Annotated in this window: 19 protein-coding genes; 14 read left to right on the forward strand and 5 right to left on the reverse strand. The window is 46.7% G+C overall.

Features of this window, described 5'->3' with window-relative positions; genetic code table 11:
• Position 1 precedes the first annotated feature (1 nt).
• The 4 genes from KNO91_RS08775 to KNO91_RS08790 all read left to right on the forward strand — a co-directional run bounded on the left by KNO91_RS08775 (position 2) and on the right by KNO91_RS08790 (position 3,164).
• Complete coding sequence (locus tag KNO91_RS08775; protein ID WP_214817588.1) at positions 2 to 1,063, forward strand: DUF58 domain-containing protein; 1,062 nt, start codon at positions 2 to 4, stop codon at positions 1,061 to 1,063.
• A 15-nt stretch (positions 1,064 to 1,078) separates the two neighbouring features.
• Positions 1,079 to 1,801 (forward strand): hypothetical protein, encoded by a 723-nt coding sequence (locus KNO91_RS08780; protein WP_214817590.1) that lies wholly within the window; start codon positions 1,079 to 1,081, stop codon positions 1,799 to 1,801.
• Positions 1,801 to 2,511 carry a hypothetical protein gene (locus KNO91_RS08785; protein ID WP_214817592.1) on the forward strand — a complete coding sequence of 237 codons (711 nt, stop codon included), beginning with the start codon at positions 1,801 to 1,803 and terminating at the stop codon, positions 2,509 to 2,511. Before KNO91_RS08780 ends, KNO91_RS08785 begins: the two co-directional genes overlap by 1 nt.
• A 101-nt stretch (positions 2,512 to 2,612) precedes the next feature.
• Positions 2,613 to 3,164 carry a suppressor of fused domain protein gene (locus KNO91_RS08790; protein ID WP_214817594.1) on the forward strand — a complete coding sequence of 184 codons (552 nt, stop codon included), beginning with the start codon at positions 2,613 to 2,615 and terminating at the stop codon, positions 3,162 to 3,164.
• 34 nt (positions 3,165 to 3,198) lie between these two features.
• Here KNO91_RS08790 and KNO91_RS08795 read toward each other — a convergent pair whose 3' ends face one another.
• Positions 3,199 to 3,909 carry a GntR family transcriptional regulator gene (locus tag KNO91_RS08795; protein ID WP_214795014.1) on the reverse strand — a complete coding sequence of 237 codons (711 nt, stop codon included), beginning with the start codon at positions 3,907 to 3,909 and terminating at the stop codon, positions 3,199 to 3,201.
• Positions 3,910 to 4,045: 136 nt separating this feature from the next.
• On the opposite strand from KNO91_RS08795, the gene bglA reads away from it, so the two are divergent.
• The 7 genes from bglA to KNO91_RS08830 all read left to right on the forward strand — a co-directional run bounded on the left by bglA (position 4,046) and on the right by KNO91_RS08830 (position 9,697).
• Positions 4,046 to 5,482, forward strand: coding sequence for a 6-phospho-beta-glucosidase BglA (bglA, locus tag KNO91_RS08800; RefSeq protein WP_214817596.1), 1,437 nt, complete (start codon positions 4,046 to 4,048; stop codon positions 5,480 to 5,482).
• Positions 5,483 to 5,575: 93 nt separating this feature from the next.
• On the forward strand, positions 5,576 to 6,385 hold the full coding sequence (locus KNO91_RS08805) for an MBL fold metallo-hydrolase (RefSeq protein WP_251126602.1): 810 nt from the start codon (positions 5,576 to 5,578) through the stop codon (positions 6,383 to 6,385).
• A gap of 69 nt (positions 6,386 to 6,454) precedes the next feature.
• Positions 6,455 to 6,778: an ArsR/SmtB family transcription factor gene (locus KNO91_RS08810; RefSeq protein WP_214788098.1), complete on the forward strand. Its 324-nt coding sequence runs from the start codon at positions 6,455 to 6,457 to the stop codon at positions 6,776 to 6,778.
• Positions 6,779 to 6,866: 88 nt separating this feature from the next.
• Positions 6,867 to 7,691: an SDR family oxidoreductase gene (locus tag KNO91_RS08815; RefSeq protein WP_214817601.1), complete on the forward strand. Its 825-nt coding sequence runs from the start codon at positions 6,867 to 6,869 to the stop codon at positions 7,689 to 7,691.
• Between the two features lie 149 nt (positions 7,692 to 7,840).
• Positions 7,841 to 8,065 (forward strand): excalibur calcium-binding domain-containing protein, encoded by a 225-nt coding sequence (locus KNO91_RS08820; RefSeq protein WP_251126114.1) that lies wholly within the window; start codon positions 7,841 to 7,843, stop codon positions 8,063 to 8,065.
• 131 nt (positions 8,066 to 8,196) lie between these two features.
• Entirely contained in the window at positions 8,197 to 8,751 is a 555-nt protein-coding gene (locus KNO91_RS08825; RefSeq protein ID WP_214817607.1) for a helix-turn-helix domain-containing protein, read from the forward strand.
• On the forward strand, positions 8,744 to 9,697 hold the full coding sequence (locus KNO91_RS08830; RefSeq protein WP_214817609.1) for an alpha/beta hydrolase: 954 nt from the start codon (positions 8,744 to 8,746) through the stop codon (positions 9,695 to 9,697). Before KNO91_RS08825 ends, KNO91_RS08830 begins: the two co-directional genes overlap by 8 nt.
• Positions 9,698 to 9,733: 36 nt before the next feature.
• Here KNO91_RS08830 and KNO91_RS08835 read toward each other — a convergent pair whose 3' ends face one another.
• Positions 9,734 to 10,570 carry an alpha/beta hydrolase gene (locus KNO91_RS08835; protein ID WP_214817611.1) on the reverse strand — a complete coding sequence of 279 codons (837 nt, stop codon included), beginning with the start codon at positions 10,568 to 10,570 and terminating at the stop codon, positions 9,734 to 9,736.
• A 181-nt stretch (positions 10,571 to 10,751) separates the two neighbouring features.
• On the opposite strand from KNO91_RS08835, the gene KNO91_RS08840 reads away from it, so the two are divergent.
• A complete protein-coding gene (locus KNO91_RS08840; RefSeq protein WP_214794998.1) occupies positions 10,752 to 11,510 on the forward strand; it encodes a glucose 1-dehydrogenase in 759 nt (252 codons plus the stop codon).
• Between the two features lie 16 nt (positions 11,511 to 11,526).
• On the opposite strand, the gene KNO91_RS08845 is transcribed toward KNO91_RS08840, so the two are convergent.
• A complete protein-coding gene (locus tag KNO91_RS08845) occupies positions 11,527 to 12,312 on the reverse strand; it encodes a helix-turn-helix transcriptional regulator (protein WP_214817612.1) in 786 nt (261 codons plus the stop codon).
• 159 nt (positions 12,313 to 12,471) lie between these two features.
• Positions 12,472 to 12,732 (reverse strand): DUF1294 domain-containing protein, encoded by a 261-nt coding sequence (locus KNO91_RS08850; RefSeq protein ID WP_214817614.1) that lies wholly within the window; start codon positions 12,730 to 12,732, stop codon positions 12,472 to 12,474.
• 208 nt (positions 12,733 to 12,940) lie between these two features.
• Between KNO91_RS08850 and KNO91_RS08855 the strand changes: the two genes are divergently transcribed.
• Positions 12,941 to 13,723: a LysM peptidoglycan-binding and 3D domain-containing protein gene (locus KNO91_RS08855; protein WP_214749086.1), complete on the forward strand. Its 783-nt coding sequence runs from the start codon at positions 12,941 to 12,943 to the stop codon at positions 13,721 to 13,723.
• Positions 13,724 to 13,770: 47 nt separating this feature from the next.
• Here KNO91_RS08855 and KNO91_RS08860 read toward each other — a convergent pair whose 3' ends face one another.
• Positions 13,771 to 14,991: a cation:proton antiporter gene (locus tag KNO91_RS08860; RefSeq protein ID WP_214794988.1), complete on the reverse strand. Its 1,221-nt coding sequence runs from the start codon at positions 14,989 to 14,991 to the stop codon at positions 13,771 to 13,773.
• Positions 14,992 to 15,100: 109 nt separating this feature from the next.
• On the opposite strand from KNO91_RS08860, the gene cls reads away from it, so the two are divergent.
• Positions 15,101 to 16,567, forward strand: a complete 1,467-nt coding sequence (gene cls, locus KNO91_RS08865) for a cardiolipin synthase (protein ID WP_214794986.1) — start codon at positions 15,101 to 15,103, stop codon at positions 16,565 to 16,567.
• Positions 16,568 to 16,597 lie beyond the last annotated feature (30 nt).

A 16,597-nucleotide genomic window follows, 5' to 3' on the forward strand; every position in this document is an offset into this window, starting at 1 on the left:
GATGCGACAGGTCGGAATCAGTACGCCGTCCATTCTTCAGGACCAACTGTGGCCTGCTTATGTCAGTCTCGGTCTTATCGCGATGTGGATGCCTTATGTGTGGCCCATCTCTTATATATGTGGGACCTTATTAATCGTCATGTTCATCCGGAAGCGAATCATTCGAACGCTTTCAAATGAAGTCTCGTTTTCCATCCGGCAAAAAGAAGACCTCTTATTCATCGACGATGAGACGACGTGTATCATCCACATCGATGGATATGAGCGAATCATTGCACTTGGTGTTCCGTTTTTGGTCCGATTAGAGGGGAATGAACGGATTGCTTTTGAAAACGGGGCATGGGCATATGACTCACGGATTGAAGAAGACATTCATCACGTGTCCGTCTCTGTTGTGAAGCGAGGACCCGCTTCGATTCATACATGTGTCATGCGTGTCACCTTACCGTTTCACTTGGGCACCCTCTTCTTCACGGATGAGGGGATGACGCTTCCCTCATGGATCGTGTTACCTGCCATCACGAAATCGCCGATATCCGAATCGCGCATGATTCGGATGGGTGACCGCATCGTCAAACATTCTCCACTGAAAGACCCTTTGATGATTCAAAGCGCGAAACGATATGAGAAAGAGCCGGCCAAGCATATTGACTGGGTCGCCACCTCAAAGACTGGACATGTCCAGGCGAAAGTCTACGAACGACAAAATCTCGACACGTTCACGATTTCCCTTGATTTGAGCGGTCCGCTTGGGAACGGGCTCCATGCGCAATATGAAGACTTGATTCAACAGACGGCCTATTTGGTCTCTTACTTGATCAAAGAAGATTGTAAAGTGGAGCTGTTAATCAACCGACTTGACAAAAACAACCGAGTCGACCGTGTTACACTGGGAGAAGGAAGAAAACAATTACGGCTCATTCTCGTCCGACTGGCGATGATTCATGAATCGAACGCGTTTGTTGCGTCATCACGTTTCACTTCATATGTCAGTCGTCACAAACAGCCGCACGCCGAATTAATTCACATCAATCACGCGATGCTGCTGAAATCTTCAGGTTGATGAAGGGAGAAACACATGCAACGAATGACGAGCTTACTTATATGTTGTGTCGGACTGCTTGCAAGCACGACGACCGTATCAGCCGAGATGACTGAATCTTCGCCGGAACGTTTTGCAGATGCATATTTTTATGACATTGTGATGGACCATATTCAGGGAGATGACCCGACTTCTTATCATATGACGGACAGTGAGAATATCACGTTCGGACCACTACTTGAGACGTATGTCCCGTCCTCTTCTTGTTACAAGACGGATGAGACGTGTTCGTTCATCCCGACAAAAGAATTTGTGGCGACCGTCTTTCAAGATGATGAACCGGTCAACGTGATCGGGACGTACGAACAATCTGCAAATACATATGCGTTCTCAACGTTCGGTTCTGATAAAGAAACACCAAAAACGTTGATGGACGTACAAGGACATCTCGTGAAATACACAGAAAGGTCGGCATGGTTTGATTATGATGGGGACATGTTGACGGCGTTGACATCTAATTCAAAACAGATGATTAGCGGGAATGAGATTTCAACTGAGGCGTTTCAAGCCTTATTGATTGAAGAGCATGAAAGTGTTGAAGGGAATGCCGAAGAAGGAATGATGGATGGAGCGGATGGCTATTCAGACGAAGCAGAATCAAACAAGCCAACATCGAATACTATCCGATTGATTGGTTTTGCAGTGTTAGCGATGTTGCCATTCGGGTATTGGTTCCTTAAAAGACGAAAAACAACATGATGTCAAAAAAATTATACAATCAACATGAACAACTAGAAATGGTGATCATACCGAGTCATGCACTGAAAGAAGGAGAAGCAAATCGATTAATTTTTCGACATCTGAAGGATGAGGACTTTCCATTGCGCATTGAACGGAAACGAACTGTGAGAGCTACGAGAAAACATCTCTTCTCTTTTGAACGTCAAGAAGAGCATCTGACTACCAAAACCATCAAAAATCGTGAGTTATTAGAGTCGGAATTGACTCTCTCTTCGAATGAGGTCATCGTCTTACGAAGAGAGACGGACTGGATTCTGAGTTATTATGAAGACGGTTTGACACTCCAAGGGAAACAAGTAAATCGTGTCGAGACAACGGAGATAGCCCATATCGAGACATTTTTCGATTATGTCACTATGGGTGTATTCCCGATTGAGGTATCATTTTGTTTAGGTGGAACGTTTGGTTCCCGTAAGAATGTATATCGTTTCATGTTAAATGACGCAGATTGGAAGACATTGATTGTTGACGAACTATTGCCTCAGCTTCAGATTCCGAAAACGAAGAAGGTGTGGCAGTCCCTTTCATTTCCGACACACGAGCAAACAATTGAAACGTTCACTGCTGAATTTCATCCGAACATCGCAAGAAATTTTGTTTTCGCGCACGATGCCCATGATACATATTATCTCTTGGATCACGTGAATGGAGACATCAAAGTATTTTGAATGACCCAAGTAAAGAAGAAGTGAGTTTGCGTCAATCGATTGACGCAAACTCAAAACCCGAATCAAACAGTACACCAATTATGAGAAAGTAGGGATGGAACATGAACTATTTAGAACATCTAGAAAAACATTGTGGCACGTTCGTCAGCGGGTATGATATCCCTCACTTGCTAGAAGATGATGTTCAAATCATCGAACTTGAAGAAGAGTCCTCTAAAATCACAAGTATTTCGACATTAGGACTACATTGGCATACACTTCAATTCGAAAATGGTTCGATCGCTCACCAAGAGTTGCTGTTCCGCTTCAATCAACAGCATGTCAAAGATGAGTTTGCTGAATTGATGTTGCAGCTGACCCTTTATGCGATTAGAACGCACAAGGCGTTCGAGTTGGGCGAACTCTACGAACTGCCAGAGGAAGTGATCGAACAATATTCATTTTCTTCGGTCTATGTGACCGCTCCTTTTTACTCAGATGAGTCGTTCCTCACGTATAAAAACAAGGAGCAGAGCGTCCTAATCGTCTGGTTTGTACCGATTTACCCTTCAGAAGAGCTGTTCATCGAAGAACACGGAACCGAACGGTTTGACGAACTCCTATATGAGACGGATCGCGAGCTATTCGATTTGAACCGAAAAGAACTTGTCTAACAAACAACCCCTCATGCGCGCATGAGGGGTTTCTTTACATATAGGGGCCGTTCGCCTGAATGACGAACTGCGAATGTGCGTAATGATAAGTGATGCGTGAGTAGTCGAATGGCTTCCCATTCGTCAGATGAAAGATTGTTTCGATACGAAGCGTCGGATCATCCTCATGCAAACCGAGGTATTCCGCTTCACTGTCAGTCAATCGACCGACCTGTAGATACATGTCAGAAAAACCAATTGTGACACCGAGCGCACTTTGGACGTAATCGAAAATGGAATCTGCCACAATCTCTCGATTCAAGTAAGGTACGATGGCTTTTACGTAATACGATTCTTCATGACAAAGCACTTCGCTATCCACATATCTTACCCGTTCGACACGGTATACATCGTCAGTCACGTCAATCCCGAGGTTTTCAGCCACCAACACATCTGGTTTCATAACAGACACGTCGAGTACATCAGAGGTCAAGATTCGATTTCCAAGGTTACTCTTGAATCCTTGAGTGGAAAAGAGACTCATATAACCGGGACGATTATGGCGTCTGACGAAAATGCCACTACCACGGAGTTGAAAGATGATACCTTTTCGTTCGAGCAGCTCTAAAGCTTTCGTGATCGTACTCTTGCTCACCGCATATTGATTCATCATCTGCTCGAGGACAGGTAATTTATCCCCTTGTTTTAAGTTTTGTTCATGGATGTATTGTTCGATTTCATTTGCGATTTGTTGGTATTTTAACATGGTCATTCCTCACTTTTTCGTCACTTATTGTATTATATCATGAAAAAACAAAATTGTTTTATTGTATCAACCTTGTTTAATTGTACCGGTACAATTATACTTGACGTGTATGATTCATGTGAAGGAGGAATAGAGGATGAAGATGTTACCGAAAGACTTTCTATGGGGAGGCGCACTCGCCGCCCATCAATTCGAGGGTGGTTGGGACGCTGACGGCAAAGGACCGAGTGTCGTCGATGTCTTGACGGCAGGTGCACACGGCGTCTCGCGTCGTATCACGGACAAGGTTGAGCCGAACGAATTCTACCCAAACCATGAGGCGATTGACTTTTATCATCGCTATAAAGAAGATGTGGCCCTTTTTGCCGAGATGGGATTGAAATGCTTGCGTACCTCGATCGGGTGGAGTCGCATCTTCCCGAACGGCGATGATGCAGAGCCGAACGAGGCGGGTCTTCAGTTTTATGACGACTTGTTCGATGAGCTACTCAAACACGACATCGAACCAATCATCACACTCTCTCATTTTGAGATGCCGCTCCACCTTGCTCGTGAATACGGTGGCTTCCGCAATCGTGAGGTTGTCGAGCATTTCGTCCGTTTCGCCGAGGTCTGCTTCGACCTCTACAAAGACAAGGTCAAATACTGGATGACATTCAACGAAATCAACAACAAGATGGACGTCAACAACCCGCTCTTCTTATGGACGAATTCGGGCGTCCTCCTAGAAGAAGGCGAGAACGCCCGCGAAGTCATGTATCAGACTGGGCACCATGAACTGATTGCGAGCGCCCTCGCCGTCGCCAAAGGGAAAGAAATCAATCCGGACTTCGAAATCGGGGCGATGGTGTCGCATGTCCCGATCTATCCGTATTCATCGAACCCGGACGACGTCATGCTCGCCGAAGAGATGATGCGTCAACGGTATTTCTTCCCGGACGTACAAGTACGTGGCTTCTATCCGAGCTACGCCTTGAACGAGTTCAAGCGGGAAGGGTATAACATCCCGATCCTTGAAGGAGACGAAGAGATTTTACAGAACGGGAAGGTCGATTATCTCGGCTTCAGTTACTATATGTCGACGACCGTGAAAAGTGATGTCGTCGCGGACAATCACGGGGATATCGTGAACGGTGGCCTACCGAATGGTGTCGAGAATCCGTACATCCAGTCAAGTGACTGGGGATGGGCGATTGACCCGGTCGGTCTCCGCTATGTGCTCAACCGTTTATATGACCGTTATCAGATTCCGCTCTTCATCGTCGAGAATGGATTCGGTGCGGTCGATGAGATCGTCGACGGAAAGATACATGATGCGGCCCGAATCGATTATTTGAAAGCCCATATCGAACAATTGAAGCAAGCCGTCATTTATGACGGGGTCGACTTGATTGGTTACACGCCTTGGGGCATCATTGATATCGTCTCCTTTACGACAGGGGAGATGAAGAAGCGGTACGGGATGATTTATGTCGACCGTGACAACGAAGGGAACGGATCGATGGAGCGGATGAAGAAAGACTCGTTCGATTGGTATAAGCGTGTCATCGCAACGAATGGGGAAGACCTATAAGAAAATGAATTGAGCAAAGAACTGTGAATGGTCTGCAGGTCTTTGCTCTTTTTCGTTATAATGAAGAAAAGTGAGATAGAGGAGGGGCGCATGATGCAAGTAAAGAACTATGGGCCGGTGACGGCCGTAAGTACTAAAGTAAAGAACGGCCCATTCGAAATGTCGATGTATGTGTATTATATCGACGGCATGATCATCGATACGGGGACACGGACGATGCTTCCGGCTCTCCAAGCGTTTTATGAATCGGTCCCGATTGATCTTGTCAGTATCACACACCCTCACGAAGACCATATCGGCACGGCCGCTTGGCTCGAGCGAACATACGGAGTACCGATCTACATACGTGAAACTGCGATGGAAATGTGCCGAACGGGGCTAGACATCCCGGATTATCGGGCTCTCTTCTCGGGTGACCCGGAACCGTTTCAACCAATCGCCTATCATGACAATCAAATCACGTCGGAACATCATTCATATGAGGTGATTCATACACCCGGTCATGAACCGAATCACGTCGTCTTATTCGATGAGGAGAACGGTCGACTGTTCTCCGGTGATTTGTTCGTCCATCCGTATCCGAAAGTGATGATTCCGGAGGAGTCCGTCCCCGAACAGATCCGCTCGCTCAAACGTGTCTTGAGTCTTGATTTTGAGGAAGTATATTGCCAACACGCCGGGCGTCTCGAACAGGGGAGAGAGCAACTGACCAAAAAGCTCGATTATCTAGAACGCTTGACTGATAACGTACTATCAAAAACCGCAGCAGGCTATACGATTGACGACATCAATGCCCAGCTCTTTCCCGAACCGTCACCTCTCGTCCGAATCTCAAAGCGAGATTATGACTCGAGACATATGATTTCAAGCATTTTGCGCGAAGTGTACGAACAACTTCGTTGACAGAAGGTGGGTCACCTAGTATTCTAAATGCAGGATTAAACGTTTAAACTTTTAAACGGAGTGATGAATATGAAGCAACCAGATGCTACACCTGAGTTATCGTTATCTTTATTTGAAGATGCAATCCCGTTGTTCCAAGTATTGGCCGACGTCAATCGTCAACGTATCATCGTCGAGATCGCCAAACATGAACGCTTGAACGTCAATCAGATTGATGAAAAGATCGAGCTGTCTCGACCGGCCATCTCACATCATCTCAAACTGTTGCGACAAGCGGGCATCGTCTCATCAGAGAAAGTCGGAACAGAGAACTTTTACTTCTTGACGCTCGAGGACGCGGTCGGACTGCTGAAGGCACTGACGCGCGCAATCGAAGACGAATGCATCCTTTGACCTTTCTTTTTGGAAACAAAGAGAAGGGCTTCTTTTCCACTAATTAGTTTAAAAGTTTAAACATATAAACGTTATAAGGAGAATGAATATGAAGCAGAAACAAACGATTGTCATCACAGGAGCGTCAAGCGGAATCGGTCGAGCTACCGTCGAACTGTTCAGCAAACGAGGCTGGCATGTCGCCGCGACGATGCGACAACCTGAAGACCATCAAGAATTGTCGAATTTGAAAGGTGTGTCGCTTTATCAGCTAAATGTGACGAACGAATCGAGTATTCGTAACGCCTTTGAGCAAATCGTCTCCGATCACGGAACAATCGATGTGTTATTAAACAATGCCGGATATGGAGCAGTCGGTATTTTCGAAGAAGCCTCGCCTGAACAGATTCAGCGGCAATTTGATACGAACGTTTTCGGTGTCATGAACGTGATCCGGGCAGCGCTTCCCTATTTACGTGAACAGCGGAGCGGCCGGATTGTGACCGTGTCTTCAGTCGGTGGTCAAATCACATTCCCAATCTATAGCTTGTATCACAGTTCAAAGTGGGCAATTGAAGGATTCATCGAATCGCTTCAGTTCGAACTGGCACCGTTTAATATTGACATGAAGTTGATTGAACCGGGACCGATTAAGACAGACTTTTATAGCCGTTCCCAAGAACTCGTTCGCGATCAACCTCTTGATGTATATGATGACTATACAGAGGTCGCACTTCATAACACGAACGCCGCTGGTGCGAATGCCGAAGGCCCCGATGTTGTCGCTGAGACGATTTGGCGTGCAGCGAACGACCGGAAGAAACGACTTCGTTATCCATCAGGTAAACAGGCGGGACTACTGATCGCGTTGAAGCGTTTTCTACCGAACCGAGTGTTTTTCTCCATCGTGCGACGTGTCGTGGAGAAGAACTAACAGCAAGTACCTGTTTTGGACTTCATTCGGGTCGGAAAGAATTTTTTATCTCTTTCAATGATGAATATCACACAAATTCACCCGATATAACTGATAAGAGGAGGGATTTGATGAAAAAAATCTTACTGATACTGTCAACGTTCGTTCTCATGATCGGGTTGAGTGTAGCACCAACGGAATCGGTCGATGCAGCGGCGAAACGCTTCAAAAATTGTACGGAGCTGAACAAGGTGTATAAAGGCGGCGTGGCAAAGTCGAAGACGACGAAAAACAAAGGCGGAAAAACTCGGTATACGCCATATGTGAACAAAGCTTTGTATGATGCGAATAAATCGAAAGACCGTGATCAAGACGGGATCGCCTGTGAACGTTAATTACAAGGGATATGTCGAATCAGCCGCCTTATGAGGGCGGCTTTTTTGTATGGACATAGACAACGATTCGACCACATGATATTATCAAAAATAATAATATTATCAAATATGATAACATTGAGGTGAAGATAATGAATCAAGATGTTTTAAAAAGTTTGTTGAATCCGATTCGTATGAAAATCTTTCAACATGTTTTGATGAATGAAGGGGTTACGACCGCTGATTTGGCAAAAGCACTTCCAGATGTGCCTCAGGCGAGCCTCTATCGCCATATCAATAAGATGGTACAACACGAGATCTTATCCGTCGTCAGTGAGAACAAAGTACGCGGGGTGTATGAGAAGGTATATGCGATTCAAAACAACCCGTTGACCAGTATCAATAAGATTGTCGAGGAGGAGGACCACGAGCAACTGTACATGGTCTGCTATACGTTCACGATGTCACTGCTCATGGATTTCGGGAACTATTTGAAGCGCGACTCGATCGACCTCCCGGAAGACAAAGTCGGATTCCGGAGTATCCCGCTCTACCTGTCCGATACTGAAAGTGACCGATTTTTGAGAGGTCTCTATGACTTATTGGAAGATGTGTTGGACAATGAGCCATCCAAAGAACGCACGTTACGAAAGTTCTCGTATGCGTTCATGCCCGTCGAAGAAAAGGAGGAAATGGATGATGTATAAGCAAGAAGAGGTATTCATTCAAGGAGAATCAACCATCCCAGCTACAATGACGACTCCACACGATGGTCAGTCGCCATTTCCAGCCATCATTCTCATCGGGGGTACTGGTGGATTGGACCGCGACGGGAACGGGACCGGCTTCAAGTCGAACCTGTATAAAGACCTGGCAGAATGGCTGACGACACAAGGTTTCGTCACGTTACGCTTTGACAAACGGGGAATCGGCAAGAGTGGAGGCAATCGAAATAGTGTCGGTCTGACAGGACTCGTAGATGACGTCGCAACGATTGTCCGTTATCTGAAATCTCGTGACCATGTCTCACAAGACATATTGCTGCTCGGTCATAGCGAAGGATGTATCGTTGCGACGCTCGCGGCCGAACGTGAATCCGTTTCCGGTCTCATCCTGTTGTCGGGGGCCGGTGTTGCCTTGAAGACGAGCATGCAGGAACAGGCGCATGCCTTACTCGATGAAGTGAAACGTACGAAAGGAATCAAGGGCAAACTGCTTCGACTTAGCTTGAACGAGAAGTCGGTCATCGGGAAACAACAAAAACTATTCGAACGCGTCACAGCAACGGATCAGGACACGATGCGTATCCAATTGATGAAATTCCCTGCCAAATGGTTACGGGAGCATCTTGCTTTCACGGATGAGTCGCTTCGTGAGCGACTAGTTCAGTTGCACATTCCCACGCTCGCAATGACGGGAGACCGAGACGTTCAAACGGACGCTCATCATCTTGACGAGCTCGACGCACTCCACGCGGAACAGATCGAGGTACAAAAGATTAAGGACATGGACCATATGTTGAAACATTTCGACGGTGAGATGAGTATTTTGGACGTGAAAAAGCAATATCGTTCACAACTCAGGCAGCCGCTCCATCCCGAGCTACAACACCAGCTCCACGAATGGCTCGTACGCCACAATCGGACATCATGACGAAAAAGGACAGCGGAGAAGGTTCCGCTGCCTTTTTTATGTACGTAAGAATCGCTCAACGTGTCCCATCGAGAAATGACGGCTCCACTGAACGAAGTGTCCACCTGGTACGGCAATTAATTGTACAGAGGGATGAAGTTGTCGTTCCGCTCGTTTGACATGATGGAGCGTCCGTTTCGCCTCCTTCAAATCAACACCTGTGAAGTCCGCATAATGAAGTTGCGTCGGCACTTGCACACGTTGTAACAAGTCGGTGAAATCAAGCCCGTCGTAACCGAACAACAAATGTAAGCCACCAGACGACAGACGCGCCGGTCGCTCAAAAGCTGTTCGAACGTTTGCGGTCGGTTCGACCCCGATTCGTCTACAGAACAGCTGGAACCGTTCTTCAGAAAATATAGAGTCACGTGTGCTCACTTGTGCTTCCATCCAGTTCAACAGGCGTTTTGGTGCGTTGTGATACAGTAGTCGCAGTAATGGGAAGGTGAATCCGAAAATGCCATATTCACGATAAGGGAGAATGGCGTTTGGTTTATGTCCTTGATCGAGAAGAACCAATCGGCTGACCTGATCTGGATAATGGACCGCATATGCCAAGGCGATAGCACCTCCCATCGAATGACCGATCAGCCGAACCGATTCAAGTTGTCGTGAGATTCGATACGCCTCGACCCAGTCCGCGAATACTTTCGATGTCGCATAAGTATGTAGTCCCTCACTTTCACCAAAGCCAGGTAAATCTAACAGGTGTACTTCGAAATCGTTATGTAGAGCTTCGGCAAATAACTGGCCTTGTGATCCAGTGAATCCCCCACCGGGAAGGAAAAGAACAGGGTCGCCTTGACCGTGAATCGTTGAATGGAATGGTCTCACATCATCTCTCCTCTTTATATAGTCGTCTCCACTCAAGTATAAAGATAGTTGGAAATCAATTGAAGAAAATTCGCCATGTTTCTTCATGTGTACGTTAACAAATACGGGTATAGCATAGTGACAGGTAGCTTGCTGTCATCACGCTTTATATACGTTCTTACTTGTAAAGGAGGAGTGTTCGGTGAAACTTTCAGGAAAAACGGCAATCGTTACAGGTGCTGGTTCTGGTATGGGGCGAGCCATCGCCAAACTGTTCGCGAATGAAGGTGCACGGGTCGTCGCCTTCGACTTGAATGAAGATTCTGTTCAGGCAGTGGTCGAAGAGATCAAGACGGGAGGTGGAGATGTCGTCGGCATCGCTGGTAACGTAGCGAATCAGTCAGATATCGACCGACTCGTCGATACAGCGAAAGAAACGTTTGGGTCGGTCGACATTCTTGTCAATAATGCAGGAATTATGGACAACTTCATGACCGTCGGTGAAGTGACAGATGAATTATGGGACCGTGTCCTTGCCGTCAACTTGACCGGCCCGATGAAACTTTCACGTGCCGCCATCCAAGTGATGGAGAAGCAGGACCGTGGTGGCGTCATCATCAACAACGCGTCGGTCGGAGGATTGTTCGGTACACGAGGTGGTGCAGCGTATGTGGCATCGAAGCATGCGTTAATCGGTTTAACGAAAAACATCGCGGCGACACATGGAACGCTCGGCAAGATTCGGGCAAACGCGATTGCACCAGGTGGCGTCAATACGAACATTGGTTCAACAATCACGGCGCCAAGCGAAATGGGGATGCGTGCCATTCAAGGTGCCGGGGAAGCACCGATGGGAGAGCCGGAGCAGATTGCGAACGTCGCGCTCTTTTTAGCATCGGACGATTCAAGCTTCGTAAATGGCGATGTGTTGAAAGCAGATGGCGGTTGGACGGCAAGATAAATGAAAAGAGCCGAAATCATTCGGCTCTTTTCATTTGGTATTTTTTTCGATAGGCGAGTGGGGTGATCGAATGATGTACTTTAAACGTCTGGACGAAGTGACTGACACTAGAGTAGCTCAGACGTTGGGCGATGTCAGCAATCGACTCCGTCGAATCCTCTAACAGGTTTGCGGCCCGATCCATTCTTTTAAGTTGGACATACGCGAGAGGAGACGTGTCACCGAATCGTTTAAATAAGCGGCAACATTCACTACGACTCACATTTCCCGCGGTCGCAATTTGAGCTAACGAAAGTTTGTCTTCAAGTTGTGAATGAACACAGGAAAGCATGTTTCGGAGGCTCTCCAGTTTTTTTGAATGCTTCGTCGACAGACATTCTTGCTGAATCCAATAACGCCAGATGACCGTACATTGTAATGTCGCATCCATCATTGCGAGCGGTCCCTCTGATTCTATATATTGGATGGAACGTTCAATCGTCTGAACTAGGGAGCGTGGTGTCCGTTCCTTCTTTAAGATATGTATGGACTTGTCGAGAGTATCGTATGATTTTACATATCTCTCTGCCATATTGGGATGGAACAACTCATACGGGTCAAATTGAAGTTTTACGATTTGAGACGATTCTTTCATTCGTTGAATCACGTAACTTTGACCGTCTGTGAGCATCAATCCTTCATTAGAATCAAGTTTGATCCATTCTCCATTCACCACCAGATCGACTACTCCGGATTCAATCCATAAAATCGTGAACTGATCGGTTATCGAAAACGTTGAATCACCATGTCTTGTCAGTCTCATACTCTTCAAAACGCATTTCCCCTCAAATTCGTAACATTTCGATATTTTGTATCCGATTCAACGGATCAAATACTTTCGTTCTAGTAAAAACGGAGACGATTCCGACAATTCCTTACTATCTAAAAAAAGATTGATTGTCGTGTTTCTTCTATATAATGCTTAAAAGATGAGCCATCCAGTGAATGCGGCATGAACGAGAATGGCGATTGGTACCCCAATTCGGAATTTTGGCTTCAATGTCTTATGTCGGAAGATCCGCATCGCCAAATAAGCCCCGAACGCCCCACCGACCCATGCCATCGTCAGTAACGTACGCTCCGAAATCCGCCAAGCCCCGACGCGAGAACGCCGTTTATCGACAAAAAATGACACAAACGCTAGTAAATTAGTCACAATGTAATATAGCAGTAATAGTTCCAAAGACCAAAACCTCCTTATTTCATACTTTATTATATCTTAAAATGGCTCTGTAAAGCCGTTTCGATGGATTAAAACAATTTTCTGAAACCTCTCATCCTCATGAATTGTTCTGTAAATGAACTGATATCACTCTCATATCGTCCTGTAATCGCTGTGAAATATAGAGGTGTTACAGTAAGGGGGCGTTAGAAAAGGGAGGAATATTCTTATGAAAAAACCACTATTGACACTAACGGCACTCGCTGGCCTTAGTTTAGGAGTCGCTGCTCCAGCTTCGGCAGCATCAACACACACAGTTCAGTCTGGAGATACACTCTATCGTATCGCCGTGAACAACAACGTCTCTGTAAACGACATTAAACAAGCGAACGGCTTAAACTCAAATATGATTTACCCGAACCAAGTCTTGAAACTTGGAAAGGCAGAAGCAAAAGCTTCTACTGCATCTAAAACGTATACAGTTAAATCAGGTGATACACTTTATCGTATCGCATTGAACCACGGGATCTCTGTTAATCAATTGATGACTTGGAACGGTCTTGATTCAGATCTTATTTTCCCAGGACAAGAGTTCGCCGTGAAAGGTGCAGCAGCTGCATCGGTAGCGAATGATGCGAAGACATCAGCACCGAAGACTTCAACATCAACACCTGTTACGAAAACAGCATCGTCTACAACGCAAACCCAAGCTCCGGCTTCAGGTAAGACAATGACTGTTGAAGCAACAGCTTATACACCATACTGTGCTGGATGTTCTGGAATCACAGCGACAGGTATCGACGTTCGTTCGAACCCTAACCAAAAAGTCATCGCGGTCGACCCTTCTGTCATCCCGCTCGGCTCTAAAGTATGGGTTGAAGGATACGGAGAAGCAATCGCTGGAGACACTGGTGGTGCCATCAAAGGTAACAAGATCGACATCTTGATGCCGACACAAGAGCAAGCGCTCAACTTCGGTCGCAAGTCGATCACAATCAAAGTCTTGAACTAATTCAAGCTCATTTAAGACACTGCCATCGGGCGGTGTCTTTTTTGTGTTTATCCTTTCTCCCAAGGATTCTTCACTTTCGTCAAACCTAACCGTTTGGCAAGCGGTTTGATTGTCAATCCATGTAAGGTGACAGACGTGACGACGAGCCCGAGGGTAATCGGCAACATCCGCTCCGCATCTTCAACCCCTAGTTCGGCAATCTCTTGGGCGAAGAATGCCGTCACCGTCATAGCGACGATTCCACGAGGGGCAATCCAGCTGATGAGTGCCCGTTCTTTCGTCGTCAAAGGTGATCCAAGTAACGACGTTTGTACTGAGACCGGACGGACGATAAATAAAATTCCAATAATCGATAAGAGGAGCGGCCAATCGAAGACGGCGAGTAAGCTATCTCGCGTCAAACTCGCGGTCAAGATGATGAATACGGTCGAGACGAGCAAAATCGAGATATTCTCTTTAAACTCACGAAGCTGTTTCAAAATATGGAGATGACCATGCTTGGAATTCGCCATCGTCAAGCCCATCGCCGTCACGGCCAACAATCCGACCTCGTGCATGACCCATTCGCTGATCGAGTAGACGAGAAGGACGCCGGAGAAGGTCAACGTCGTCCGTAAATATTCTGGAACTTTCTCATTTCCGAATAGGCGTATGAGTAAATGACCAACCGCAATCCCAAAGGCGACAGCGACGATACAAGACCAAAAGAACGGTAGATGGCTTGCGAGCCCGTCGTTCTGATACAAGATGAATCCGATCCGAACAACGAATAGGCCCATCAGAGCGCCGAGCGGGTCGACGATGATTCCTTCCCACTTCAACACTTTTGAGGGTCGAAGTGATAAGTTCGCTTGCCGTAACAGCGGAATGATCACGGTCGGTCCTGTCACGACAAAGATGGCGCCGAGTGTGAAGGCGGGTAACCAATGAAAATCACCGATAAATATCAATAATAGAGATGTCAGGATGAACGAGATGAATACGCCCACTGTGACGAGACGAAAAATCGGTCTCCTTAAATCATCAATCTCCTTAAATTCAAGACTTAAGCTTCCTTCAAATAAGATGAGGGCCACCGCAATCGAGATAAGGGGGCTATAAAGGTCGCCTAGTATTTGATCGGGTTCCAACCAACCGAAAATCGGACCGACCAAAATTCCGGCAACGGTCATAATCAAGATGGCCGGGAAGTCAAACCGCCATGCCAATAGCTGTGAAAGTGCACCGATAAGGACAAGTAAGCTGAACCCGATCATCATGTCTTCCATAAACTTCCCCCGTTTCATTACTTCTTCCTATATGTATACCCACATCATGAAAAATATTTGCTAACATTGCTTGATTTCGGGTAAGAATTGAATGAAAGGGAGGGATACGATGGAAGTGACTATCGGACTCATCATCGTCATATTGACATGGCTCATCTTATTACTTAATCTCACGTTCGCCATCACCATCATCTTCTTTGAAAGGCGGGATATCGGCACGACGTGGGCGTGGTTACTCGTCCTCTTCTTCCTACCGCTCATCGGTTTCTTCGTCTACATCTTCTTTGGTCGACTGATCAAATCTCAAAACTTTTATGAAGTCGAAGAAGAGAAACGCGAAGCGTACCATCATCATGTCGAAGAACAGCTCGACCAACTCGACCGTACCCTCGCACCGTTCGACCATCCGCTGCTATTGAAATATCGTCGACTTGCTCGTCTGAACCTCGTGTCGACGAATGCATTGATGTCGTTCCACAACGATATCAGTGTCTTGCACGACGGAACGGAAAAATTTGATCAAATGTTTCAAGACATTGAACGAGCGACGAAAGAAGTCAATATTCAATATTACATCATCCAAAATGATGCGCTTGGCCAGTCACTCATTCGTCTGCTAACGGAGAAGGCAAAACAAGGGGTACGTATCCGTCTCCTTTATGATGCTGTCGGGTCGAGGGGACTGAGACATAAACATTTCAAGGACCTACTCGCGCACGGCGGGGAAGTCAAATCCTTCTTCCCCTCAAAACTTGGGATCAACTTCCGTGTGAACAATCGAAATCACCGAAAACTTTGTATCATCGACGGTGGACTCGGCTATATTGGCGGTTTCAACGTCGGGGATGAATATCTCGGAAAAGATGAGCACTTCGGCTATTGGCGCGATGTCCATCTGCGCATCTCTGGCGACGCCGTCAAGGAATTGCTCGAACGGTTCATCTTGGATTGGAATCGCTCAGTCCCGACGAAAACGAAGGCGCAAAAAGACGATTTCATATGGCCGGTGGAAGGAGTCTCACATCACGCTTCCCCGGTTCAAATCGTGACATCGGGACCGAACTCCTCGACGGAGCATCTGAAGAACATGCTCGTCAAAATGATCACGCAGTCGAAGGAATGTATCTACATTCAGACTCCTTACTTTATTCCGGATGCGAGCTTCCTCGATGCCTGCCGAATTGCGCTCATGGCAGGCACAAAAATCAAACTGATGATCCCGAATAAGCCGGACCATATGTTTGTCTACTGGGCGACCTATGCAAATGCGGCAGAACTCGTACGTTACGGAGCAGAGGTGTTTACGTACGAGGAAGGGTTCCTTCATGCGAAGACCCTCGTCATCGACGGAGAAGTCGCCTCGATCGGGACGACGAATATCGATGCCCGAAGCTTCCGCCTCAATTTTGAAATCTCAGCACTCGTCTTTGACCGAGATGTCGCACAATCGGTCATCGATGCATTCGAACGGGACGAGGCCCGTGCGGAGCGGTTGACGATTGAACGATATGAGTCAAGGACCCGTTGGATTCGCTTCAAGGAGAGCGTGTCACGCCTCCTCAGTCCAATTTTATAACGCAAAGCAAAACATCCGGCAGAGGGTTTC

The organism is Exiguobacterium sp. s59, assembly GCF_018617475.1.
Taxonomy (GTDB): domain Bacteria; phylum Bacillota; class Bacilli; order Exiguobacteriales; family Exiguobacteriaceae; genus Exiguobacterium; species Exiguobacterium aestuarii.